Annotated in this window: 20 protein-coding genes; 12 read left to right on the forward strand and 8 right to left on the reverse strand. The window is 73.2% G+C overall.

Features of this window, described 5'->3' with window-relative positions:
- Positions 1 to 58: 58 nt before the first annotated feature.
- Positions 59 to 538 carry a CinA family protein gene (locus tag HLI28_RS11920; protein ID WP_171247782.1) on the reverse strand — a complete coding sequence of 160 codons (480 nt, stop codon included), beginning with the start codon at positions 536 to 538 and terminating at the stop codon, positions 59 to 61.
- Positions 535 to 1,170: a CDP-diacylglycerol--glycerol-3-phosphate 3-phosphatidyltransferase gene (gene pgsA / locus HLI28_RS11925; protein WP_171247783.1), complete on the reverse strand. Its 636-nt coding sequence runs from the start codon at positions 1,168 to 1,170 to the stop codon at positions 535 to 537. The genes HLI28_RS11920 and pgsA overlap by 4 nt, the downstream gene beginning before the upstream one ends.
- Positions 1,171 to 1,212: 42 nt before the next feature.
- Here pgsA and HLI28_RS11930 point away from each other — a divergent pair, with 42 nt between their 5' ends.
- Positions 1,213 to 2,469, forward strand: coding sequence for a CapA family protein (locus tag HLI28_RS11930; protein ID WP_343035811.1), 1,257 nt, complete (start codon positions 1,213 to 1,215; stop codon positions 2,467 to 2,469).
- Between the two features lie 8 nt (positions 2,470 to 2,477).
- Here the strand turns inward: HLI28_RS11930 and HLI28_RS11935 are convergent, their stop codons facing one another.
- From HLI28_RS11935 to dapA, 4 genes are all read right to left on the reverse strand, one after another.
- A complete protein-coding gene (locus HLI28_RS11935) occupies positions 2,478 to 5,060 on the reverse strand; it encodes an FtsK/SpoIIIE family DNA translocase (RefSeq protein ID WP_171247784.1) in 2,583 nt (860 codons plus the stop codon).
- 292 nt (positions 5,061 to 5,352) lie between these two features.
- A complete protein-coding gene (locus HLI28_RS11940; protein WP_171247785.1) occupies positions 5,353 to 5,973 on the reverse strand; it encodes a DUF4328 domain-containing protein in 621 nt (206 codons plus the stop codon).
- Between the two features lie 248 nt (positions 5,974 to 6,221).
- The gene (locus HLI28_RS11945; protein WP_171247786.1) at positions 6,222 to 7,907 is read right to left on the reverse strand and encodes an RNase J family beta-CASP ribonuclease; all 1,686 of its coding nucleotides are present in this window, start codon (positions 7,905 to 7,907) and stop codon (positions 6,222 to 6,224) included.
- Between the two features lie 26 nt (positions 7,908 to 7,933).
- Complete coding sequence (gene dapA / locus HLI28_RS11950; RefSeq protein WP_171247787.1) at positions 7,934 to 8,854, reverse strand: 4-hydroxy-tetrahydrodipicolinate synthase; 921 nt, start codon at positions 8,852 to 8,854, stop codon at positions 7,934 to 7,936.
- A 105-nt stretch (positions 8,855 to 8,959) separates the two neighbouring features.
- On the opposite strand from dapA, the gene HLI28_RS11955 reads away from it, so the two are divergent.
- The 4 genes from HLI28_RS11955 (at position 8,960) to HLI28_RS11970 (ending at position 12,375) form a co-directional block, all read left to right on the forward strand.
- Positions 8,960 to 9,661: an AzlC family ABC transporter permease gene (locus HLI28_RS11955; protein WP_171247788.1), complete on the forward strand. Its 702-nt coding sequence runs from the start codon at positions 8,960 to 8,962 to the stop codon at positions 9,659 to 9,661.
- A complete protein-coding gene (locus HLI28_RS11960) occupies positions 9,658 to 9,978 on the forward strand; it encodes an AzlD domain-containing protein (RefSeq protein WP_171247789.1) in 321 nt (106 codons plus the stop codon). Before HLI28_RS11955 ends, HLI28_RS11960 begins: the two co-directional genes overlap by 4 nt.
- A gap of 20 nt (positions 9,979 to 9,998) precedes the next feature.
- Positions 9,999 to 10,505 (forward strand): GNAT family N-acetyltransferase, encoded by a 507-nt coding sequence (locus HLI28_RS11965; RefSeq protein ID WP_171247790.1) that lies wholly within the window; start codon positions 9,999 to 10,001, stop codon positions 10,503 to 10,505.
- A 196-nt stretch (positions 10,506 to 10,701) separates the two neighbouring features.
- Positions 10,702 to 12,375, forward strand: coding sequence for a thiamine pyrophosphate-binding protein (locus tag HLI28_RS11970; RefSeq protein ID WP_343035812.1), 1,674 nt, complete (start codon positions 10,702 to 10,704; stop codon positions 12,373 to 12,375).
- 88 nt (positions 12,376 to 12,463) lie between these two features.
- Here HLI28_RS11970 and HLI28_RS11975 read toward each other — a convergent pair whose 3' ends face one another.
- Both HLI28_RS11975 and HLI28_RS11980 read right to left on the reverse strand, forming a co-directional pair.
- A complete protein-coding gene (locus HLI28_RS11975) occupies positions 12,464 to 14,359 on the reverse strand; it encodes an FAD-dependent monooxygenase (protein WP_171247791.1) in 1,896 nt (631 codons plus the stop codon).
- A gap of 108 nt (positions 14,360 to 14,467) precedes the next feature.
- Positions 14,468 to 15,847: an MFS transporter gene (locus HLI28_RS11980; protein ID WP_171247792.1), complete on the reverse strand. Its 1,380-nt coding sequence runs from the start codon at positions 15,845 to 15,847 to the stop codon at positions 14,468 to 14,470.
- A 131-nt stretch (positions 15,848 to 15,978) separates the two neighbouring features.
- On the opposite strand from HLI28_RS11980, the gene HLI28_RS11985 reads away from it, so the two are divergent.
- From HLI28_RS11985 to HLI28_RS12015, 7 genes are read left to right on the forward strand one after another with little or no spacing between them, the layout of a single operon-like run.
- A complete protein-coding gene (locus HLI28_RS11985; protein WP_171247809.1) occupies positions 15,979 to 17,433 on the forward strand; it encodes a fumarylacetoacetate hydrolase family protein in 1,455 nt (484 codons plus the stop codon).
- Positions 17,430 to 18,152, forward strand: coding sequence for a GntR family transcriptional regulator (locus HLI28_RS11990; RefSeq protein ID WP_343035813.1), 723 nt, complete (start codon positions 17,430 to 17,432; stop codon positions 18,150 to 18,152). Before HLI28_RS11985 ends, HLI28_RS11990 begins: the two co-directional genes overlap by 4 nt.
- Positions 18,149 to 19,660 (forward strand): 5-carboxymethyl-2-hydroxymuconate semialdehyde dehydrogenase, encoded by a 1,512-nt coding sequence (gene hpaE, locus HLI28_RS11995; RefSeq protein WP_171247793.1) that lies wholly within the window; start codon positions 18,149 to 18,151, stop codon positions 19,658 to 19,660. Before HLI28_RS11990 ends, hpaE begins: the two co-directional genes overlap by 4 nt.
- Before the next feature lie 29 nt (positions 19,661 to 19,689).
- Complete coding sequence (gene hpaD, locus HLI28_RS12000; RefSeq protein WP_171247794.1) at positions 19,690 to 20,823, forward strand: 3,4-dihydroxyphenylacetate 2,3-dioxygenase; 1,134 nt, start codon at positions 19,690 to 19,692, stop codon at positions 20,821 to 20,823.
- Positions 20,820 to 21,632, forward strand: a complete 813-nt coding sequence (hpaH, locus tag HLI28_RS12005; protein WP_171247795.1) for a 2-oxo-hept-4-ene-1,7-dioate hydratase — start codon at positions 20,820 to 20,822, stop codon at positions 21,630 to 21,632. Before hpaD ends, hpaH begins: the two co-directional genes overlap by 4 nt.
- On the forward strand, positions 21,617 to 22,432 hold the full coding sequence (locus tag HLI28_RS12010) for an aldolase/citrate lyase family protein (protein ID WP_171247796.1): 816 nt from the start codon (positions 21,617 to 21,619) through the stop codon (positions 22,430 to 22,432). The genes hpaH and HLI28_RS12010 overlap by 16 nt, the downstream gene beginning before the upstream one ends.
- A gap of 2 nt (positions 22,433 to 22,434) precedes the next feature.
- Positions 22,435 to 23,922 carry an NAD-dependent succinate-semialdehyde dehydrogenase gene (locus tag HLI28_RS12015; protein ID WP_171247797.1) on the forward strand — a complete coding sequence of 496 codons (1,488 nt, stop codon included), beginning with the start codon at positions 22,435 to 22,437 and terminating at the stop codon, positions 23,920 to 23,922.
- Positions 23,923 to 23,936 lie beyond the last annotated feature (14 nt).

Genomic DNA, 23,936 nt, shown 5'->3' on the forward strand with positions numbered 1-23,936 from the left:
GGCCGTGTTCCCGACGCACCGGGTCGTCCAGGATCCCCCCGGGCCACGCACGGTTCCTTCACCCCGGCGTGGCGTCGCCCAGGGTCGTGCGGCACAGGTCCAGGACCGCGGCGACAGCCCCCGACCGGACGGCGGGCCGGTCACCGGTCAGGTCGCAGCGCCGCACGGCCGTCCCCTCGGGGGTGGCGACGGCGACGAAGACCAGGCCGGGTGGACGGCCGTCCTGCGGGTCGGGCCCGGCGACCCCGGTCGTCGCGAGCCCGACGTCCGCGCCGGTCGCGGCACGCGCACCCTGGGCCATGGCACCGGCCACGTCGGCGTCCACGGCACCCCGGGACGCCAGCAGCGCACGGTCGACCCCGAGCAGAGACGCCTTGAGGTCCGTCGCGTAGGCGACGACGCCGCCGCGCAGCACCGCTGAGGCACCGGGCACCGTGGCGAGCTCGGCGGCCACCATCCCGGCGGTCAACGACTCGGCGACACCGAGGGTCCACCCCCGGGCGGCCACCGCCCCGAGGACGTCACGCGCGGTCGTCATCCGTCCGACCGGCCGCCCGGAGAGCGCTGGTCGTCCGCACGGCCGAGCGTCCTCTCCAGCCGGGCCCGGCGGCTCAGTCGCAGCCCCTGGACGGCGTAGTCGACGCCGGTGACGACGGTGACGGCGATCGCCGCGCCCATCACGACCCACGCCACGACACCCACGGCGTCCGGCAGCTGCGCGAGCGGCAGCAGGAAGAGCGCGATGGCGACCACCTGCAGCACCGTCTTGATCTTGCCGCCCCGGGAGGCCGGCATGACGGCGTACTTCAGCACGGCCATGCGCATCAGGGTGATCCCGAGCTCGCGGACCAGGATGACCGCCGGTACCCACCAGGGCAGCTCGCCCAGCGGCCACCACAGCAGGACCAGCGCGGTGCCCACCAGGGCCTTGTCCGCGATCGGGTCGAGGAGCTTGCCGAGGTCCGTCACCAGGCCACGCGACCGCGCCAGGTGGCCGTCGACCTTGTCGCTCAGCGCGGCCAGCAGGAAGATCGCGGTCGCCACCAGACGCCACGTCACCGACTCACCGCCGTCCACCAGCAGCGCCGCCGCGAAGACCGGGACGAGGGCGATACGGATCATCGTGACGATGTTCGCGATGTTCCAGGGCGAGGGCGCAGCGTCGGGCATGTCACCAGCCTACTGGGACCGCCACCGCGATAGCCTCGCACCGTGGCCGACGTCGCCCCGCGCAGGACCTCCCTGGTCGTGCTCGCCGTCACCGTGCTCACCGTGACGGCAGCCTGCGGTGTCCTCACCCCGGACGCCCCGCCCCCCGCTCCCCGGGTGACGGTCTCCCCGGACGTGGCGCGGGCCAAGATCGCACCCCCGCAACCTGTCCCCCCGGTCAGCTTCACGGTCCTGGCCGCCGGGGACCTGCTCCCGCACGGCCCCGTCGTTCGTTCCGCCGACGGCGGCGAACGCTTCGACCGGCTGCTCGCCGGGCTCGACCCCTGGGTGGCCGGTGCCGACCTCGCGCTGTGCCACCTCGAGGTGCCGGTCGCGCCCGACGGAACGGCCCCCAGCGGCTACCCGATCTTCGGCGCACCGCCGGAGCTGGTGCCGGCCCTGGCGGACCAGGGCTGGGACGGGTGCTCCACCGCCTCCAACCATTCCGTCGACCGCGGCTACGCCGGCGTCGTGACCACGCTGGACGCCCTCGACGCCGCGGGCATGGGCCACGTCGGCACCGCCCGGTCCCACCGTGAGCAGTCGAGACCGCAGCGTTACGAGCTGGAGCGATCGGGGCGTTCGCTGGTGGTGGCGCACCTGTCTGCCACGTACGGGCTCAACGGGCTGCCGATGCCGTCCGAGGCCCCGTGGGCCGTCGACCTGATCGACACCGGTGCCCTCGTCCGGGCCGCCGTGAAGGCGCGCGACCGGGGTGGCGCCGACGTGGTGGTGGTCAGCGTGCACGCCGGGACCGAGTACACGGAGGTGCTCACCGAGCAGCAGGTCGACGTCGCGGCCGCACTGGCCGCCTCGGGGGCGGTCGACCTCGTCATCGGCCACCACGCCCACGTGCCCCAGCGCATCGAACGGCTCGACGGCGGCCCGCACGGTGCGGGGATGTGGGTCGCCCACGGGCTGGGCAACCTGCTGTCGAACCAGAGCGCCTCGTGCTGCGACGCCCGGACGAGCAGCGGTGTCCTGCTGACCGCGACGATCACCGAGGAGCGGCCGAGCGCGCCGGCGCTGGTCACCGACGTGCGCTGGACCGCCAGCACGGTCGACATCCCGGCAGGGCACCGTGTCCAGGTCCTCGACGGGTCGCCTCCCCGCAGCACGACGCTCGACCGGCGCGAACGCCGAGTCCGCCACGAGCTGGTGGCGGACGCGGTCGGCGGGAAGGCCCGGGAACGGTCCGAGCCTCCCCGACCCACCGGCGACCAGCCGACGGTCCTGCCCCGCGTCCCCGCGGGCGGCTGACGACCCGCTCAGCGCACGGGGTGCTCGGCGTCGGTGTCGGCGCCGTCGTGGTATTCCGCCGCCACCGGAGGACGGTGGCCGTCCGTGCCGTCGCCGTACTGGTCGCCCGACGCCGCGGTCTCGGCGTCCTGGTCGTAGGCGGCCTCGGCGGGCGTCTCGCCCCGGATCAGGGCGAGTGCGGAGGACAGACCCTCGGGCTGGACGAGCACCTCGCGCGCCTTGGACCCCTCGGACGGGCCCACGATCTCGCGCGACTCGAGCAGGTCCATCAGACGCCCGGCCTTGGCGAATCCGACCCGCAGCTTGCGCTGCAGCATCGACGTCGAGCCGAACTGCGTCGACACGACGAGCTCGGCAGCCTGGAGCAGCACGTCGAGGTCGTCGCCGATGTCCTCGTCGATCTGCTTCTTGGCGGCCGCGGGGGCGGTCACGTCCTCGCGGTAGATGGGCTTGAGCTGCGACTTGACGTGCTCGGTGACCGCGTGGACCTCGGACTCGCTGACCCAGGCCCCCTGGACGCGCATCGGCTTGGAGGCACCCATCGGCAGGAACAGGGCGTCACCCTGACCGATGAGCTTCTCGGCGCCGGGCTGGTCGAGCACGACGCGGGAGTCGGCCAGGGACGACGTCGCGAACGCCAGCCGCGAGGGCACGTTCGCCTTGATCAGACCGGTCACGACGTCCACCGACGGACGCTGGGTGGCCAGCACGAGGTGGATACCCGCCGCCCGCGCGAGCTGGGTGATGCGCTGGATCGCGGCCTCGACGTCCCGGGGGGCGACCATCATGAGGTCCGCGAGCTCGTCCACGACGACCAGCAGGTAGGGGTAGGCGGCGACCTTGCGCTCGGAGCCCGGCGGCGGCGTGACCTTGCCGGCGCGGACCGCGGCGTTGAAGTCGTCGATGTGCTTGTACCCGAAGGTCGCCAGGTCGTCGTACCGGGCGTCCATCTCGCGGACCACCCAGTCCAGCGCCTCGGCCGCCTTCTTGGGGTTCGTGATGATCGGCGTGATCAGGTGCGGGATGCCCTCGTACAGCGTGAGCTCCACGCGCTTGGGGTCCACGAGGATCAGCCGCACCTGCTCCGGGGTCGCCCGCATGAGGATCGAGGTGATCATCGAGTTGATGAAGCTCGACTTGCCCGCGCCCGTCGCACCGGCGACGAGGATGTGCGGCATCTTGGCCAGGTTGGCCACCACGAAGCCGCCCTCGACGTCCTTGCCGACGCCCATCACCATCGGGTGCTCGGTCCGTCGCGCCGCCGACGAACGCAGCACGTCACCGAGCACGACGGTCTCGCGGTCGGTGTTGGGGATCTCGATGCCGATCGCGGACTTGCCAGGGATCGGCGACAGGATCCGCACGTCGGCGCTGGCGACCGCGTAGGCGATGTTGTTGCTCAGCCCGGTGATCCGCTCGACCTTGGTCTTCGGGCCGACCTCGACCTCGTACCGCGTCACCGTGGGGCCGCGCGTGAAGTTCGTGACCTGGGCGTCCACGCCGAACTGCTCGAAGGTCTCCTCGAGCGAGGCGACGACACGGTCGTTGGCGGCCGACCGGCTCTTGTGCGGCGCTCCCTCGACCAGCGCGTCCTCGGACGGCAGCAGGTAGACGGTGTCACCGGAGAGCATCGGCTGCTCGGCGCGGCCCTGCGGGGCGGGCAGCGGGTCGCGCGCGGCCGGGGCCGCCGGAGCCGGGGCCGGGGCCGCGCTGTCCACCGGGGCCGGTGACGTGGCCGACCCGGTCGAGATCACCTGGGTCGCCCCGGGATCGGCGGGTGCGGCCCCGCCCGGCGCCGGAGCGTCGGCCGCGTCGAGCGTCGCAGCCTTGTCGAAGGCATGGTCCCCGGCGTACTCGTCGAGGTCGGCGGGGGCCGTCTCGGTGGCCCGTCCGGTGCGCGGTGACCGGATCCGCCGGGTGCGCTTCTTGCGGGCGGGCCGGTCCTCGCTGCCGTCGTGCTTCGACACGCCGTCGGCGAGCTCGAGGCCGTCGTCCTGCGCGCTGCCGTGGTTCCCGGTCAAGCGGTCGTACAGGCCCCGCACCCTTTCGGGGATGCGATGCACCGGCGTGGCAGTGACGACGAGGAGCCCGAAGAACCCGAGCAGCAGGAACAGCGGCACGGCGACCCACTCGGTCACCCCGATGACCACCGGTGTGGCCGCGAGGTAGCCGATGATCCCGCCGGCGTCCTGGACCTGGGCGAACCCGTCGCGGGGCGAAGGGGTGCCCTCCGCGATCGCCACCAGCGAGCACACGGAGACCACCAGCAGGCTGACACCGATCGCGACCCGTGAGTTGGCCTGGCCTCGCTCGGGGTGCCGCATGATCCGCACGCCGATCCAGATCAGCAGCACGGGCAGGGCGACACCTGCCAGACCGACCGTCCCGGCGACGACCGCGTGCACCCACGTGCCGAAGTCGCCGGGGATGCCCCACCACTCGCGGGCGGCCACGACGAGGGCGATGGCGATGAGGAAGAAGGCGACGCCGTCACGGCGGTGCTCGGGTTCCAGGTCTCTTGCTCCCTTGGTGATCGTGCGTGTCAGGGCGCCGAGCCCGTGGGCGACGCCGAGGTAGGCGCCGCGCACCATCCGGACCGGCCATGGGGGTCCGGACCGGGACCGGCGCCGCGACGTCGCGGACGAGCGACCGCGGCCGCCGGAGGACCGGCCCGTGGTGGACCGCTTGCCCGACGACGAGCGCGCCGAGGTGCTGCGCGACGACGCCGGGGTTCCGCGCCCCGTCCGCGCCGCCGACCGCGAGGTCCCGGTGCTCTTCCGGGCAGGGATGCGCGTCGCCATGATGGTTCCACGGTACCCGCGCCCCTTCTCACGACGCCGCAGGCCGACACCTGCGTGTCCCCTCTGGCGGGCGTGGCGGACGTCACGCCGCCGCGGGAGCCTCCAGGCGCGCGCGCTGGGCAGCCGTGATCTCGCGGACGATGCGGATCCACTGCACGCACGCCACCGCCGTGGCGACGGTGGCGACACCCTCGACGAAGGGGAACATCGAGGGGTGGTCGCTGAGGACGCCGAGACCCACGCCTGCCAGACCGGTCTGGTTCGAGGCCCACATCGCGATCAGCCAGGACGCCCACCACAGACCCAGGCCCGGGGCGCCGCGCAGCCCCGTCGTGCCGGACCGGACGTCCCGGACGACCTCGTAGGGGAACCACAGCGAGACCACGGGGACGACCCATCCGAACCAGATCCAGAGGGGGCGGCGGACGTGACGTTCCCGCGGCAGGACGGCGACGGCCACCGCCCGGCTCTCCTGCAGCCAGAGGCAGGCCACGACGAACGTCGCGACCTGGACCATCAGGAACGGCAGACTCACGACGTCGTACCAGGTGAAGACGTCCATGACGCTGGCCCCCGCGTCCACGGCACGACCGTACGCGTCGGCGGCGGCGAAGGATGCCCAGAAGGCCAGGCCCTGGAAGGCGGTCCAGGCGACGGCCAGGCCGATCGTCCACCCCGCGAGCCCGGCGGGGACGGCCGGCACAGGGTGCCAGGGACCCGTCCGGACCGGCCCCGCGGCCGCAACAGCCGGGGCGTACGCCCCGTAGGCCGGCTCCTGCGGGCGGGCGGGTGCGGGGCCGGAGGTCGCGGGCGCCGGAGGCAGCGCACCGGCCGGGGGCACGAACGGGTCAGGCTGATTCATCACGAACTCCAAGAAAGGGACAAGTCGCGCCACAGTAGCGCCAAAACCATCCCCGGAGCGGGTGAATTCGCCCGACCCGTCCGCGGCCGTCAGGCCTCGACGACCACCGGCACGATCATGGGGCGACGCCGCAGGCGACGGTTCACCCAGCGGCCGATGACGCGCCGCATGATCTGCTGCATCTGGTAGGTGTCGGTGGCGCCGCCGGCGATCGACTCCTCCAGCGCCTGGACCACGTCAGGCATGATCTCCTCGAACACGGCGTCGTCCTCGGCCATGCCGCGCGCGAGGATCTGCGGGCCCGCGAGCACCTTGCCGGTGGCGGTGTCCACGACGGCGAAGACCGAGACGAAACCCTCCTCGCCGAGGGTGCGACGGTCCTTCAGCTCGCTCTCGGTGACCTCACCCACGGAGGACCCGTCGACGAAGACGTAGCCGCACGGGACGGCGCCGACGACGGAGGCCTGGCCGTCGACCAGGTCGACGACGACCCCGTCCTCGGCGAGCACCACGTGGTCGGCCGGGACACCGGTCTTCACCGCGAGTGCCGCGTTGGCGACCAGGTGGCGCACCTCGCCGTGCACGGGCATGACGTTCTTCGGGCGCAGGATGTTGTAGCAGTAGAGCAGCTCACCGGCGCTGGCGTGGCCGGAGACGTGCACCTTGGCGTTGCCGGAGTGCACGACGCGCGCGCCCAGCCGGGTCAGGCCGTTGATGACCCGGAACACGGAGTTCTCGTTGCCCGGGATGAGCGAGGAGGCGAGGATCACGGTGTCCCCGTGGCCGACGTTGACCTGGTGGTCGCCGTTCGCCATCCGGCTCAACGCCGCCATCGGCTCGCCCTGGGACCCGGTGCTCATGTAGACGACCTGGTCGTCGGGCAGGTTGGTGGCCTGCTTGAGCTCGATGAGCACGCCCGGGGGGACGTCCAGGTAGCCGAGCTCGGCGGCGATGCCCATGTTGCGCACCATCGAGCGGCCCACGAACGCCACCTTGCGGCCGTGGGCGTGGGCGGCGTTGAGCACCTGCTGCACGCGGTGCACGTGCGAGGAGAACGAGGCGACGACGATGCGCTTCTCGGCCTGGGCGAAGACGTTGTCCAGCACCGGGCCGATGTCCGCCTCGTTGGTCACGAAGCCGGGCACCTCGGCGTTGGTGGAGTCGACCATGAACAGGTCGACGCCCTTCTCGCCGAGCCGGGCGAAGGCCCGCAGGTCGGTGACGCGGCCGTCCAGGGGCAGCTGGTCCATCTTGAAGTCGCCCGTGTGCAGCACGGTGCCGGCGGCGGTGGTCACCGCGACGGCCAGCGCGTCCGGGATGGAGTGGTTGACGGCGACGAACTCGCAGCCGAACTCCCCCAGCTGGACCGTGTCCCCCTCGGCGACGACGTGGGTGACCGGCTTGATCCGGTGCTCCTTGAGCTTGGCCTCGATGAACGCGAGGGTCAGCCGGGATCCGTAGATCGGGATGTCGCGGCGCAGCCGCAGCAGGTAGGGCACGGCACCGATGTGGTCCTCGTGGCCGTGGGTGAGCACGATCGCCTCGACGTCGTCCATGCGGTCGGCGATGTAGTCGAAGTCGGGCAGGATCAGGTCCACGCCCGGCTGGTGGTCCTCGGGGAAGAGGACGCCGCAGTCGATGATGAGCAGACGGCCGCGGTGCTCGAGGACGGCCATGTTGCGGCCGACCTCTCCGAGCCCGCCGAGGGCGACGATCCGCAGACCGTTCGCCGGCAGCTCGGGGGGCAGGGGTAGTTCGGGGTGAGGGTGACTCACGGGGCCTCCTGGCCTGTGTCGTGTCGTTAGTGGGTGGTGGCGGGTTCGAGGATCCCGCCGGCGATGAGGGAGGCGCGCAGCGCGATGACGTCGTCGTCCGTGGCGGCGACGTTCGGCAGGCGCAGCTCGCGGTTGTGGTGGACACCGAGGAGCTCCAGGGCGGCCTTGACCATGACGGCCTGCGCACCGGCGCCGTTCATGGCGGCCAGGACGGGCAGCGTCGTGCTGAAGACCTCGAGGGCCCCGACGTGGTCACCGTCGGTGAAGCGTCGCACGACCTCCGCGAAGCGGTCGCCGACGAGGTGGGCGGACACCGAGACGATCCCGGCCGCACCGTGGGCGAGGAAGGGCAGCAGCAGCCCGTCGTCGCCGGAGTACCAGGCGAGCCCGGTGAGCTTCTGCAGCGCGGGCACGGACCCGACGTCGCCGGTGGCGTCCTTGGTCGCCACGACCTGCGGGTGGGCGGCGATCCGCTCGTAGGTCGCCGGGGCGATCCGCACGCCGGCGCGACCGGGGATGTCGTAGAGCATCACCGGCAGGTCGGTGGAACCGGCCACGGTCGCGAAGTGCTGGTACAGCCCTTCCTGCGTGGGCCGCGAGTAGTAGGGCGACACGACGAGCAGCCCGTCGGCACCGGCCTCGGCGGCCTGCTCGGCCATCCGGACCGCGTGCGCGGTGTCGTTCGAGCCGGCACCGGACAGGATCGTCGCGCGGTCGCCGACGGCGTCCACGACGGCGCGCACCAGCGCCGCCTTCTCGGGGGCGTGGGTCACGGGCGCCTCGCCCGTCGTCCCGGACAGGACGAGGCCGTCGTTCCCCGCGTCCACCAGCCGCGTCGCGAGACGAGCCGCGGCCTCGAGATCGATCTCCCCGGTCGCCGTCATGGGCGTGACCATCGCGGTCAGGACCGCGCCGAACGGGCGCTCGGGGGTGCCGGGCAGTGTCATGGGAACACCGTACCTGTCGAGGGCCCCGATGCGACGCCGGTGTCCACGGATCGTCGCGCCGCGCCGGGCGCGACCGGTGGGGCGGGAGCGTGGTTCGATGACCCGGTGTCCCGCCCCCGCTCCCCCGCGGTCTCGGCCGCCGTGCGCCAGGGTGCCGGCGTGGCCGTCGCCACGGGCCTGTACGGCATCTCCTTCGGCGCGCTGGCCGTCGTGGCCGGACTCTCCGTCGCCCAGACCGCCGTGCTCAGCCTGCTGCTCTTCTCCGGCGGCTCGCAGTTCGCCCTGATCGGGGTCGTGGCCGCCGGCGGCACACCGCTGGCGGCGGTGACCACGTCGAGCCTGCTCGGCGTCCGCAACACGTTGTACGGGGCCGTGGTCTCCCCGCTGCTCGGCCTGCGCGGCTGGCGCCGGTGGGCCGCCGCCCACCTGACGATCGACGAGTCCACCGCCGTGGCCGTGGCGCAGCGCGACCCGCGGGCCGTGCGGGCAGGGTTCTGGGCGACCGGCCTGGGCGTCTTCGTGCTGTGGAACGCCTGCACCCTGCTCGGGGCGCTGGCCGGCGACGCCCTCGGCGACCCCCGGGCGTGGGGCCTGGACGCGGCGGCGGGGGCGGCCTTCCTGGCGCTGGTCTGGCCGCGGCTCGCCACCCGGAGCGGTCGTCTCGTGGCCGGGCTCGCCGTCCTGGTCGCGGCCGCGCTGGTCCCGGTCGCGCCCGCCGGCGTCCCGGTGCTGGCGGCCGCGGCGGCCGCCGTCGTCGTCGGTCTGCTCTCCCCCGCACCGGGGACCCGGACGGGAGGTGACCGGTGACCCCCGCCGCCGTCTGGCTGACCGTGATCGTCGCCTCGGTGGTCAGCCTCGGCCTCAAGCTCGCCGGCCACTACGTGCCGCAGCACTGGCTCGCCACCGACCGGGTGCAGCGCACCTCGGTGCTGGTGACCGTGGCGCTGCTGGTGGCGCTCGTCGTCGTGCAGACGTTCGCCGACGGCACGGCGCTCGTCGTCGACGCCCGCCTGCCGGCGCTGGCCGTGGCGGCGGTCGCCCTCGCCCTGCGCGCGCCCTTCGTCCTGGTGATCGTGCTCGCCGCCGCCACCGCGGCCGGGCTGCGAGCGCTCGGGTGGGGCTGAAGCCGCACTAGGGTGGAGCGATGGCACTGTTCCAGGAGACCGCCGACGTCTCGGTGCGGCCCGCCGTCGCCGGCGACGAGGAGGCCGTGACCCGCATCCAGGTCGAGGCCTGGCGCACCACGCACGCCGACGTGCTGGGGGGCGCGGTCGACGCCCTCGACACCGCGGCCATGACCGAGCGCTGGGCCGACGCCATCCGCCGGCCGCCCGGGCCGGGGTTCGGGGTCCTCGTCGCGCTGGACGGCCCGGTCGTCGTCGGCTTCGCCGCGGTGGCCCCCGGACAGGTGATGTCCCTGGAGGTCGTCCCGCACGCACGGCGCAGCGGGCACGGCTCACGGCTGCTGGCCGCCGCCGTGGACCGGCTGCGCACCGACGGCGAGAGCGAGGTCGTCACCTGGGTCCTCGACGGCGACGAGGGCCGGGAACGGTTCCTGTCGTCCTCCGGGCTCGGCCCCGACGGGACGGAACGGTCGCTGGCGACCGGGGTGCGCGACGTCGTCGAACGCCGCTGGTCCGCCTCGATCTGACGCCCGGGCCCACGGCGGGCGTCGGCGACGAGGCGCCCGGTCGTGGCCGACGGTCCGGCGAGCCGTTAGACTCGACCGGGTCAAGGTGGACAGATCGCCTGCGCTCGAAAAAGGGGCGCACGGGCGGCCCGACGACGGGCACGACCCGGGCACATACGGACTGCAACCCTCATCCGTCACTGACCCGGAGTTTCTCGTGCCCACCTCGCACACCCATGTCTCTGCCCACGTGGCGCGCACCCTCGCCCAGCACGTCGACCACGTCTTCGGCGTCATGGGCAACGGCAACGCCTGGTTCCTCGACGCGCTCGAGAAGGACACCTCCTGCCGGTTCACCGCGGTGCGCCACGAGGCCGGTGCCGTCGTGGCCGCGGACGCCCACTACCGCGCGTCCGGCCGGATCGCCGCCGCGACGGTCACCTACGGGGCCGGGTTCACGAACACGCTGACGGCCCTGGCCGAGGCGGCGCAGGCCCGCGTCCCGCTCGTGCTGCTCGCCGGGGACGAGCCGACGTCAGGCCCGCGGCCGTGGGACGTGGACCAGATCGCCCTGGCGGCGGCCGTCGGCGCACGGACCTACACCGTCGGGCGCACCGACGCCGCCGCGACCACGGTGATCGCGATCGAGCACTCCCTCACCTATCGCGTCCCGGTGGTGCTGGCCGTCCCCTACGACGTGGCGGCGCGCGAGGCCGGGCCCGTGCCGGAGGCCCCGCAGCCCGTGCTGCCGCAGCCGGCCGCTCCGGACGGCCCGTTCGACCGGGCGGCGATCTCCCACCTCGCCCAGGCCCTCGTGGACGCCGAGCGGCCGCTGCTGCTCGCCGGCCGCGGGGCGTGGCTCGCGCAGGCGGGCGAACCGCTCGGCGAGCTCGCGGACGCCACCGGGGCGCTGACGATGACCACCGCCCTGGGGCGCAGCATCTTCCCCGACGCGCGCCACGACCTCGGCGTGGCCGGAGGGTTCGGGGCCGACGGCGCGATGAAGCTCGCCCACGAGGCGGACGTCGTCGTCGTGTTCGGCGCGTCCCTCAACCAGTTCACGATGAGGTTCGGCGAGCTGTTCGCCCCGGGCACGCGGGTGGTCCAGGTGGACACCGCCGAGGCCGCCACCCACCGGCACGTGGGCGGTTTCATCCGCGGTGACGCGGCCCTGGTGGCCCGTGCGCTGGTGGACGAGCTCGCCGCGCTCGGCGCGACGCCGTCCGGCTGGCGTGAGTCCGTGGACGCCGCCCCCGCGCGGCAGTACGAGACCGGGCCGGCCGACGGCCTCGCGGAGGACGGACGCCTCGACCCCCGCTCGGTGGCCCACCGGCTCGCGCACCTGCTGCCGCAGGACCGGGTCGTCGTCTCCGACGGCGGCCACTTCATCGGCTGGGCCAACATGTACTGGCCGGTCACCTCCCCCGACCGCATGATCATGGTCGGCACCGCGTACCAGTCCATCGGGCTCGGCCTGGCCAGCGTGCCGGGGGCCGCGGCGGCCCGCCCGGAGTCGGCCGTGGTGCTCACCACCGGTGACGGCGGCGGGCTGATGGCCCTGGCCGACCTCGAGACCGCGGTGCGCACCGCGGGCGGCCGCGGCGTGGCCGTCGTGTGGAACGACACCGTCTACGGGGCCGAGGTGCACGTGTACGGGCGCCAGGGGCTCGCCGAGGGTCCGATGCGCATCCCGGAGACCGACTTCGCGGCGCTGGCGAGCGCCGTCGGCGCCGAGGGCGTCGTCGTGCGCTCACTCGCGGACCTCGACCGCCTCGCCACGTGGCGGGACGAGCCCGTGGACGAGCGCCGCTTCCTCCTGCTGGACTGCCGCGTCTCCCCCACCGTCGTCGCGCCGTACCAGGAGGAGATCCTGCGCGTGAACCGGCGCTGAGACCGCGGCGACACCGGCGCCGCGCGAACGCAGCGCGAACCCCTCCCCCACGACGGCGGGGCCGCCACCGGCGGCCCCGCCGTCCGTGTCAGCTCCCGAACGCCCCGTCCAGGAACGCGGCCAGCTCGTCGGTGGCCGTCAGCGGGAGCACGTGCGCCACGTACTGGTCAGGGCGCACGACGACGACCACGCCGTCGCGCGACAGCTCCCGCTCGGCGAAGATGTCGACGCCGGTCCACACGGTGGGTCCGGCCGCGAACACCTTCTCCCAGTCGATGAGTCCGAGCGGACCGGTCCGCGGGCGGAACACCCCGGGGACACCGGCGAGGTCCACCTCCTGGAAGGCCTGCTGGTAGACCACCTTGACGTCGAAGACGGCGTCGACGTCGGCCCCGGCCGGGGTGTGCCTCGCCACGGGGGACTCCGCCGAGCCGACCCACGCCGCCCACGCGGCGAGCGCGGAGTCCTCGCCGGCGAGAGGGGCGTCGGCGAACGCGTAGAGGCGCCAGCGGCCGTCCGCCCGGGCGTGATGACCCAGGTGGACAGCGTTGCCGTCGGCGACCCTGGTGACCTCGGCGGACTTGAACCGCTTGCCGATCGGGAACCCGGCGGCCAGCTCCTGGTGGCTCGGCTCGCCGACGATCATCGACGGCGCGTACCGGGTCATGAACCCCGAGGGGAACTCGGAGGTCGCGAGGTAGTGCTGGGCGAGCTCGGTCGGGTCGGAGATCTCCTCCGGCTTGCGCGCCATGAGGCTGGACCACTCCCGGTCGAAGTCGATGAGCTCCTGGGCCACCGGCTGCCGCTCGGACGAGTAGGTGGCGAGCAGCGACTCAGGGCTGAGCCCCGTGAGCACGGAGCCGAGCTTCCAGCCGAGGTTCAGCCCGTCCTGCATCGAGACGTTCATCCCCTGCCCCGCCTTCGCGCTGTGCGTGTGGCAGGCGTCCCCGGTGAGGAACACGCGCGGGGTGCGTCCCGAGCCTTCGGGGACGTCGTCGAACCGGTCGGTCACGCGGTGCCCGACCTCGTAGACGCTGTGCCAGGCGACGTCCACCACGTCGAGCGTGTAGGGCGTGAGGATCTCGTTGGCGCGCCGAATGATCTCCTCGATCGGCGTCCTGCGCACCTCGTGGTGGTCGTTCTCGGGCACCTCGCCGAGGTCGACGTACATGCGGCTGAGGTATCCCCCCTCGCGCGGGATGTGGAGGATGTTCCCGGCCTCGGAGTTGATCGCGCACTTGATGCGCCAGTCGGGGAAGTCGGTGTTCACCAGCACGTCCATCACGCCCCAGGCGTGCGCCGCGAACTCGCCGACGTGGCGGCGGCCGATCGCCTCGCGCACGGCGCTGCGGGCGCCGTCGCACCCGGCGACGTACTTCGCGCGGATCGTGCGCTCCCGGCCCGGCAGCTCGCCGGCCGCCTCCCGGACACGCACCTCGACGGGATACGGGCCGGCGTCGGGCCCCTCGTGCACGGTGAGCCCGAGGAACTCGACGCCGTAGTCGGGCGCGATCCGGGCGGGGCCGTTCGCGGCCGCCTGCGCGAAGTAGTCGAGGACGCGCGCCTGGTTGACGATGAGGTGCGGGAACTCGCTGATCTTCAGCCCGTAGTCCTCCGTGCGCGACGTGCGCACGATGCGTCCCGGGTCGTCGGGGTCGGGACCCCAGAAGTTCATCCAGCCGATGTTGTAGGCCTCGGCGGTGATCTGCTCGGCGAACCCGAAGGCCTGGAACGTCTCGACGCTGCGCGGCTGGATGCCGTCGGCCTGGCCGAGCACGAGCCGTCCCGCCCGCCGCTCGATGACGCGCGTCGTGACCTCGGGGTACTGCGACATCTGCGCGGCGAGCAGCATGCCCGCCGGGCCGGAGCCGACGACGAGGACGTCGACCTCGTCGGGCAGCTCGGCGGGCCGGTCGAGGCCCGTCCCGGCGGCGGGCAGGACCCGCGGGTCGCCGGACACGTAGCCGTGGTGGTGGAACTGCACGGGTGCTCCTCATCGTCCTCGATGTCCCGGCGGCCTCGCCGGGGTTCGATCATCCAACACATCATCGGCAGGACGGCGCCGGGCGCACCGGCGCCGTCCTGCCGGTCCTCAGGCGCGGGGCAGCCCGTACACGGGGCTGGCGACCTGCTCGGCCTCGTGCTCCGGTCCGAGCGGGATGCCGGTGCGGTCGCGAAGGAGCAGGGTGGCGGCGAAGGCGACCACCATCATCCCCGCGATGTAGAACGCGACGGAGGTGGCGCTACCGGTGGTCTGCACGAGCCAGGCGGCGATCGTCGGGGCGAACGCGCCGCCGAGGATCGCACCGATCGCGTAGGTGATGGACACCCCGGAGTAGCGGATCGAGGCCGGGAAGAGCTCCGCGAAGTAGGCCGCCTGCTGGCCGTAGGTGAAGCCGTTGCCCACCGCGAACAGCGAGACGCCCAGGAACAGCAGCCACGGGTCCCCAGTGTTCACCAGCGGGAACAGCAGGAACACGGTGCCGAGGAACGCGAGCCAGCCGATGATGTAGGTGTTGCGTCGCCCGATGCGGTCGGAGACGACACCGGCCGCGTAGGTGCACACCAGCCAGACGACGGACGCGCCGGCCACCGCCAGGAGCACCGGCGTGCGGTCCATCCCGACCAGACCCCCCTCGTCCAGCGGGGTCGTGGCGTAGTTCTGCAGGTAGCCGCCGGTGGTCATGTACCCCGCGGCGTTGTTGCCCGCGAAGGTCAGGGCGGCGAGCAGCACGAGCAGCCAGTGCTGACGGAACAGGGTGGTGACCGGCGTGCGCGCGGCGGACTTCTTCTCGGCGATCTCGACGAACACCGGGCTCTCCTCGACCGTGCGCCGCACCACGATGCCGACCACGATCAGCACGACGCTGAGCAGGAACGGGATCCGCCAGCCCCACTCGACGAACGCGTCGCCGGGCGAGACGACGCCGGTCATGAGCGCGAGCACACCGGAGGCGAGCAGCAGACCGATGGGGACGCCGATCTGGGGGAAGGCGCCCATGCGGCCGCGCCGGCCGTCCGGCGCGTGCTCGACGGCCATGAGGACGGCGCCGCCCCACTCGCCGCCGGTGGACAGGCCCTGCAGGATGCGCAGGAGCACCAGCAGGATCGGGGCCAGGATGCCGATCTGCTGATAGGTCGGCAGCAGCCCGATCAGCGTCGTGGCGCCCCCCATCAGCATCAACGTCACGACGAGCACGGCCTTGCGACCGATCTTGTCGCCGAAGTGACCGGCGAGGAATGCCCCCAGCGGCCGGAACAGGAAGCTGATGCCGACGGTCGCGAAGGCCAGCAGGGTGCCGACCGCGGAGCCGGCCGGTTCGAAGAACAGTGCGCTGAACACCAGGCCCGCGGCGCTGGCGTACAGGAAGAAGTCGTACCACTCGATGGTGGTACCGATGACGGTCGCGAAGGCGACCCGGCGCAGCTCGCGCCGATCTGTCGGGGTCGTGGCGACGGTGCTCACGGTCATGCGGGGACTCCTCTGTCGATTCCGCTCGAGGCCCGCATCGTATACGATGAGTGATACGACACGACAAGGGGGTTCCTGTGGTCACCGACGACGACACCTCGGCCGGCCCGTCAGCCGCGGCACGGACGCTGCTGCCCGACGGCCTCGCGCCCGGCAAGATCATCGCCGTCCACCTCAACTACCCGTCGCGCGCGGCACAGCGCGGACGGACGCCGAGCCAGCCGTCCTACTTCCTCAAGCCGGTCTCCTCGCTCGCGCCGAGCGACGCCACGGTCGAACGTCCGGCCGGCACCGAGCTGCTCGCCTTCGAGGGCGAGGTGGCCGTGGTGATCGGCACCCCGGCGCGCTGGGTCGACCCGGCCGACGGCTGGTCGCACGTCGCCGCCGTCACGGCCGCGAACGACTTCGGTCTGTACGACCTGCGCAGCGCGGACAAGGGCTCCAACCTGCGCTCCAAGGGTGGTGAGGGCTTCACCCCGCTCGGTCCGCGCTGGATCCCCGCCGCCGAGGTCGATCCTGCGGGCCTGCGCGTGCGCACCTGGGTCGACGGCGAGCTCGTCCAGGAGGACTCCACGGCGACCCTGCTGTTCGACGTCGGGCGCCTGGTCGCCGACCTGTCCCAGCACTTCACGCTCGAGCCCGGCGACGTCGTCCTCACCGGGACGCCTGCCGGCTCCTCCGTCGTCGAGCCGGGCCAGACCGTCGAGGTCGAGGTGGACGCCCCCGGCTCCCCCGGCGCACCCACCAGCGGACGTCTGGTCACCCGCGTGACCGCGGGCACGACACCCTTCGGAGACTTCGGCTCCCAGCCGGCGGTCGACGCGACGCAGCGTGCCGAGGCCTGGGGCACCGAGCCGCCGACGTCGTCCGGCGTGACCCCGGCGCCGGTGCTGACCGAGGACCAGCGGGCCCGGTTCGCCACGGTGGCGGTGGCCACCCTCTCCGCCGCGCTGCGCCGGCGCGGCCACACCGACGTCTTCCTCGAGGGCGTGCACGGGCTGCGCCCCGGTGACCGGTTCGTCGGTCCCGCCCGCACGCTGCGGCTGGTGCCGTTCCGACCAGACCTGTTCGCCGCGCACGGCGGCGGCTACAACGCCCAGAAGCGCGCCTTCGACACCGTCGGCCCCGGTGAGGTGCTCGTCGTCGAGGCCCGGGGCGAGCGTGGCACCGGGACCGTGGGCGACGTGCTGGCCCTGCGCGCGAAAGTGCGCGGCGCGGCCGCCGTGGTCACCGACGGCGGTGTGCGCGACGCCGAGGCGGTCGCCGAGATCGGCCTGCCCGTCTTCTCCGCCGGCCCCCACCCGTCGGTGCTCGGCCGCCGCCACGTGCCCTGGGAGACCGACGTCACCGTCGCCTGCGGCGGCGCCGCCGTCCAGCCGGGTGACGTCGTCGTCGGCGACCGGGACGGCGCCCTGGTCATCCCGGCGGCGCTGGTCGAGGAGGTCCTCGCCGAGGCCGAGGAGGCCGAGGCCGCCGACGCCTTCGTGGCACGCCAGGTGGCCGAGGGAGCACCGGTCGACGGCCTGTTCCCCATGGACGCGCACTGGCGCGCGCGCTACGAGGCCGAGCGGGAGGGCGACCGGTGAGCACCCCCACCGCCGACGACGCGCGCCTCTCCGCGGGCGGCGTGAGCAAGTCGCAGCGCGCGTACACCTACCTGCGCGACCGGATCGAGGACGGGACGCTCGGACCCGGCTTCCGGCTGGTGCTCTCCCAGATCGCCGGTGAGCTCGACGTCTCCGTCGTCCCCGTCCGCGAGGCGGTCCGGCGGCTCGAGGCCGAGGGGCTCGTCACCTACGAGCGCAACGTGGGCGCTCAGGTGGCGCTCGTCCAGGAGGCCGAGTACCAGCACACCATGCAGACCCTCGCGCTCGTGGAAGGATTCGCGACCGCGCTGTCCGCTCCGCTGCTGACGGCCGACCAGCTCCGGGCCGCCCGTCAGGTCAACGCCCGGATGCGCCAGAGCCTGGCCGACTTCGACCCCCACCGTGTCACCGAGCTCAACCTCGAGTTCCACGCCGTGCTGTTCGAGCCGTGCCCCAACCCGCACGTCCTCGACCTCGTCCACCGCGGCTGGCGCCGCATGAAGGTCCTGCGCGACTCGTCGTTCGGGTTCGTGCCCGGCCGGGCGCACGAGTCGGTCGCCGAGCACGACCGGATCCTCGACCTCGTCGAGGACCTGCAGGCGGGCCGGGTCGAGGCCACCGAGCTCGAGCTCACCGCACGCCGTCACCGCACCGCCACCCTCGACGCGGTGCTCGCCTACCAGGCGGCCCACCGACCGCACCACCAGGAGGACCGATGACCGCTCCCGCCACCGACGCACCGCACCGCCCCGACGGGCTCCCGGACCGGATCCGCCACTACATCGACGGCCACGAGGTCGACTCGATCGGTGGCGAGACGTTCGAGGTCCTGGACCCGGTGACCAACCAGACCTACCTCACCGCGGCCGCCGGGCAGCAGGCCGACGTCGACGCCGCCGTCGCCGCCGCCCGGCGCGCGTTCGTCGACGGCCCGTGGCCGCGCATGCTGCCGCGCGAACGCTCCCGCGTGCTGCACCGCATCGCCGACCTGGTGGAGTCCCGTGACGCCCGGCTCGCCGAGCTGGAGTCCTTCGACTCCGGCCTGCCGATCACGCAGGCTCTCGGGCAGGCGCGTCGCGCGGCGGAGAACTTCCGGTTCTTCGCCGACCTGGTCGTGGCGCAGAGCGACGACACCTTCAAGGTGCCCGGACGCCAGATCAACTACGTCAACCGCAAGCCGATCGGGGTGGCCGGGCTGATCACGCCCTGGAACACCCCGTTCATGCTGGAGTCGTGGAAGCTGGCCCCGGCGCTCGCCACGGGCAACACGGTGGTCCTCAAGCCGGCCGAGTTCACCCCGTTGTCCGCGTCCCTGTGGGCCGGGATATTCGCCGAGGCAGGAGTGCCCGCCGGTGTGTTCAACCTGGTCAACGGCCTGGGCGAGGAGGCCGGTGACGCGCTGGTCAAGCACCCGGACGTCCCCCTGATCTCCTTCACCGGCGAGTCCGGCACCGGCGAGGTGATCTTCGCCAACGCCGCCCCGCACCTCAAGGGCCTCTCGATGGAGCTCGGCGGCAAGTCGCCCGCGGTCGTGTTCGCGGACGCCGACCTCGACGCCGCGATCGACGCGACGATCTTCGGCGTCTTCTCCCTCAACGGCGAGCGCTGCACCGCGGGGTCGCGGATCCTCGTCGAGCGGTCCGTGTACGACGAGTTCGTCGAGCGTTACGCGGCGCAGGCACGGCGCGTCGTGGTGGGCCACCCGCACGACCCCGACACCGAGGTCGGCGCACTGGTGCACCCCGAGCACTTCGAGAAGGTCATGGGCTACGTCGAGCTCGGCCGGTCCGAGGGCCGCCTGGTCGCCGGTGGCGGCCGTCCCGAGGGCTTCCCGACCGGCAACTTCGTCGCACCGACGGTGTTCGCCGACGTGGCACCCGACGCACGCATCTTCCAGGAGGAGATCTTCGGACCCGTCGTGGCGATCACGCCGTTCGACACCGAGGCCGAGGCCGTCGAGCTCGCCAACGCCGTCCGCTACGGCCTGGCCGCGTACGTGTGGACGAACGACCTCAAGCGAGCCCACAACGTCTCCCAGTCGATCGAGGCCGGGATGGTCTGGCTCAACTCGAACAACGTGCGCGACCTGCGTACCCCGTTCGGCGGCGTGAAGGCCTCCGGTCTGGGGCACGAGGGCGGCTACCGCTCGATCGACTTCTACACCGACCAGCAGGCCGTGCACATCACGCTCGGCGCGGTCCACAACCCGACCTTCGGCAAGAACTGACACTCCCGCACCAGGCAAGGACGCCCCGCATGAGCACTCTCGACCCGAACACCCCCGAACCCGTCGTCACCGACGAGTCCCCGATCCGCACGACGGACCCGGTGCCCACCCCGTCCAGCCCGCCGCCGGACGTCGTGCGCGCCGCCTCGATGGAGCTCGTGGTCACCGACCTCGAGGCCAGCCGCCGGTTCTACGTCGACGTGCTGGACCTCGTCGTGACCGAGGAGGACGAGGACACCGTCTACCTGCGCAGCCTCGAGGAGTTCATCCACCACAACCTCGTGCTCCGGCGCGGGCCGGTGGCCGCCGTGGCGGCGTTCAGCTACCGCGTGCGCACACCCGAGGACCTCGACCGGGCCGTCGCGTTCTACACCGAGCTCGGCTGCCGGGTCGAGCGCCGGACCGACGGGTGGGTCAAGGGCGTCGGCGACTCCGTGCGCGTGACGGACCCGCTGGGCTTCCCCTACGAGTTCTTCCACGAGGTCGACCACGTCGAGCGGCTCGCCTGGGCCTACGACCGGCACACCCCGGGCGCGCTGGTGCGCATCGACCACTTCAACCAGGTCACGCCGGACGTCCCGCGGGCCGTGGCGTACATGGAGAACCTCGGGTTCCGCGTCACCGAGGACATCCAGGACGAGGCCGGCACCACCTACGCGGCATGGATGCGCCGCAAGCCGACCGTCCACGACACGGCGATGACCGGCGGCGACGGACCGCGCATGCACCACGTCGCGTTCGCGACCCACGAGAAGCACAACATCCTGGCGATCTGCGACAAGCTCGGTGCGCTGCGGATGACGGACAGCATCGAGCGCGGGCCGGGCCGCCACGGCGTCTCCAACGCGTTCTACCTGTACCTGCGCGACCCCGACGGCCACCGCGTGGAGATCTACACCCAGGACTACTGGACGGGCGACCCGGACAACCCCGTGGTCACCTGGGACGTGCACGACAACCAGCGCCGCGACTGGTGGGGCAACCCCGTGGTGCCGAGCTGGTACACGGACGCCTCCCGCGTGCTCGACCTCGACGGCGAGCTGCAGCCCCTCACGTCACGGACCGACGACAGCGAGATGGAGGTCACCATCGGCGCCGACGGCTTCTCCTACACCCGCAAGGGCGACACGGAGCACGGGTTCAAGCTCGGGGCGACGCTGTGAGCAGCTCTCCCGACGGCGAGCGGACGCTCGACGACCGCACGGTGAGGGCGATCGCGGACGAGCTCGCCGAGGCCGAGCGCACCCGGACCCCCGTCCCGCTGCTGACCGCGCGGCACGCCGGGATGACCGTCGCCGACGCCTACGCCGTGCAGCGCACGTGGCGCGAGCGCGGTGAGGCCGCGGGCCGACGCGTCGTGGGGCACAAGATCGGCCTGACGTCGAAGGCCATGCAGGCGGCCACCGGGATCACCGAACCGGACTACGGGGTGATCTTCGACGACATGGTGCTCGAGTCGGGCGGCGTGGTGGAGCATGCCGCCTGGTCCAACGTCCGGGTCGAGGTCGAGCTGGCGTTCGTGCTCGGCGAGGCGCTGCAGGGACCCGGCGTCACGGTCACGGACGTGCTGCGCGCGACCGAACGCGTCGTCCCCGCGCTGGAGATCCTCGACGCCCGCGTCGAGATGCCGGGGCGCACCATCGTCGACACCATCAGCGACAACGCCGCGATGGGCGCGATGGTCCTGGGCGGGCGGCCCGTGCGACCCGACGACGTCGACCTGCGGTGGGTCCCGGCGCTGCTGTACCGCAACGAGACGATCGAGGAGACCGGCGTCGCGGCGGGCGTGCTCGGCCATCCCGCGGCCGGCGTCGCCTGGCTGGCCGACAAGCTGGCGGCTCACGGCGACTTCCTGGCCGCGGGCGAGACCGTCCTGGCCGGGTCCTTCACCCGACCGACCTGGGTGCACCCCGGTGACACCGTGCACGCCGACTACGCCGAGCTGGGAGCCGTGACATGCCGCTTCGTCTGAGCACCGACCCCTCCCTGGCCGACCTCCTGGACGCCGCCGCCTCCGAGGGCCGAGCCCTGGTCGGGGCCTGGTCGTCCCTCGGCAGCCCGCTCGCCGCGGAGATCCTCGCCGGCAGCGGCCTGGACGTCGTCCTCGTCGACGGCGAGCACGGGCCCAACGACCTGACGACGGTCCTCGGCCAGCTCCAGGCGACCGCGGCCTACCCGGTGGCCACGCTCGTCCGGGTGCCGTCCGGGGACCCCGTGCGCATCAAGCAGGTCCTCGACCTGGGTGCCACCAACCTGCTGGTGCCGATGGTGGACTCCCCCGCCGAAGCCGCCGAGGCCGTCCGCGCGGTGCGCTACCCGCCCGCGGGCATCCGCGGCGTCGGCAGCGCCCTGGCCCGCTCCTCGCGCTGGAACGGCGTCCCCGGCTACCTGGACGGTGCTGACGACGGGATCACCCTCGTCGTCCAGCTGGAGACCCGCGCGGGTGTCGAGGCGGCCGAGGCGATCGCCGCCGTCGACGGCGTGGGCGCCGTGCTGGTGGGTCCCGCGGACCTCGCGGCGTCCCTGGGACACCTGGGCCAGCAGGACCATCCGGAGGTCGTGGCCGCCGTGCACGCCGCGATCGAGGCCGGGCACCGCGCCGGCACCCCCGTGGCGGTCAACGCGTTCGACCCGGCCATGGCCGACCGCTACGTCGAGGCCGGGGCGGCGTTCGTCGCCGTGGGCGCCGACGTCACCCTCGTCGCCCAGGGTGCGCGCCGACTCGTCGCGCGCCGGGCCGACCATCGCACGTCCCCCGAGGAAGGTGAGTGACCATGAGCACCAGCAGCACGCCCAGCACCCGGGACCTGGTCCCGGAGGCCCTGGACGCCGTCCCGACCGGTCTGCTGATCGGCGGCGAGTGGCGCGACGCATCGGACGGCGGCACGTTCGCCGTGGAGAACCCCGCCACCGAGACCGAGCTCGTCCGGGTCGCCTCCGCGACCGCGGACGACGCGCGGGCCGCCATGGACGCCGCGGCGGCGGCGCAGGACTCCTGGGGCGCGACGTCGGCGCGGGAACGTGCCGAGATCCTGCGCCGGGGCTTCGACCTCGTGCAGGAGCACGCCGAGACCCTGGCCACGGTCATGACGCTCGAGATGGGCAAGCCGCTGGCCGAGTCCCGCGGCGAGGTGACCTACGGCGGCGAGTTCGTCCGCTGGTTCGCCGAGCAGGCCACCCAGGACGTCGGCCGGTACACGCACACCCCCGAGGGCAGCCTGCGCATGTTCGTGCAGCGTCGCCCCGTGGGCCCGTCGTTCCTCATCACGCCGTGGAACTTCCCCCTGGCGATGGCGACCCGCAAGGTGGCCCCGGCGCTGGCCGCCGGGTGCACGACGATCCTCAAGCCGGCCCGGCTCACCCCGCTGACCTCGATGCTGTTCGCCCGGCTGATGGTGGAGGCCGGGGTGCCGGACGGCGTGCTGAACGTCGTGCCCTCGCGGTCGGCCTCCACGGTGAGCGAACCGATCCTGGCCGACCCGCGCCTGCGCAAGCTGTCCTTCACCGGCTCCACCGCCGTCGGGCAGTCGCTCCTGCGCGATGCCGCGACGAACGTGCTGCGCACGTCGATGGAGCTGGGCGGCAACGCCCCGCTGGTCGTCTTCGAGGACGCCGACCTCGATGCCGCCGTCGACGGGGCGCTGGCCGCCAAGCTCCGCAACGGCGGCGAGGCCTGCACGGCCGCCAACCGGATGTACGTCCACGAGGACGTCGCCGACGCGTTCGTCGACCGGCTCGCGCAGAAGCTGCGCGACGTCGTCGTCGGCAACGGGCTGGACGACGGCGTGACCCTCGGTCCGCTCATCGAGCCGTCGGCGGTCGACTCCGTCCAGGCGTTCGTCGACGACGCCGTCGAGCGCGGCGCGACGCTCGTCGTCGGCGGTGACCGCCCGGACGGCACCGGGCACTTCTTCTCCCCGACCCTGCTGCGCGACGTGCCGCCGGACGCGCGCTGCATGCGCGAGGAGATCTTCGGGCCGGTCGCCCCCGTGGCGACGTTCTCCAGCGAGGACGAGGCCGTCGCGCTCGCGAACTCGACCGAGTACGGGCTGGCGTCCTACGTGTTCACCCGCGACGTCCCCCGGGGTCTGCGGTTCGCCGAGCGCCTGGAGTTCGGTCTGCTCGGGCTCAACGCCGGGGTCATCTCCAACGCCGCGGCACCCTTCGGCGGCATGAAGCAGTCCGGGATCGGGCGCGAGGGCGGCTTCGAGGGCATCGCCGAGTACCAGGAGACCCAGTACGTCGGCATGCCGCTGACGTAGTCCTCAGGAGCGGT

The sequence above is a fragment of the Isoptericola sediminis genome, assembly GCF_013085345.1.
Lineage (GTDB): Bacteria > Actinomycetota > Actinomycetes > Actinomycetales > Cellulomonadaceae > Isoptericola > Isoptericola sediminis.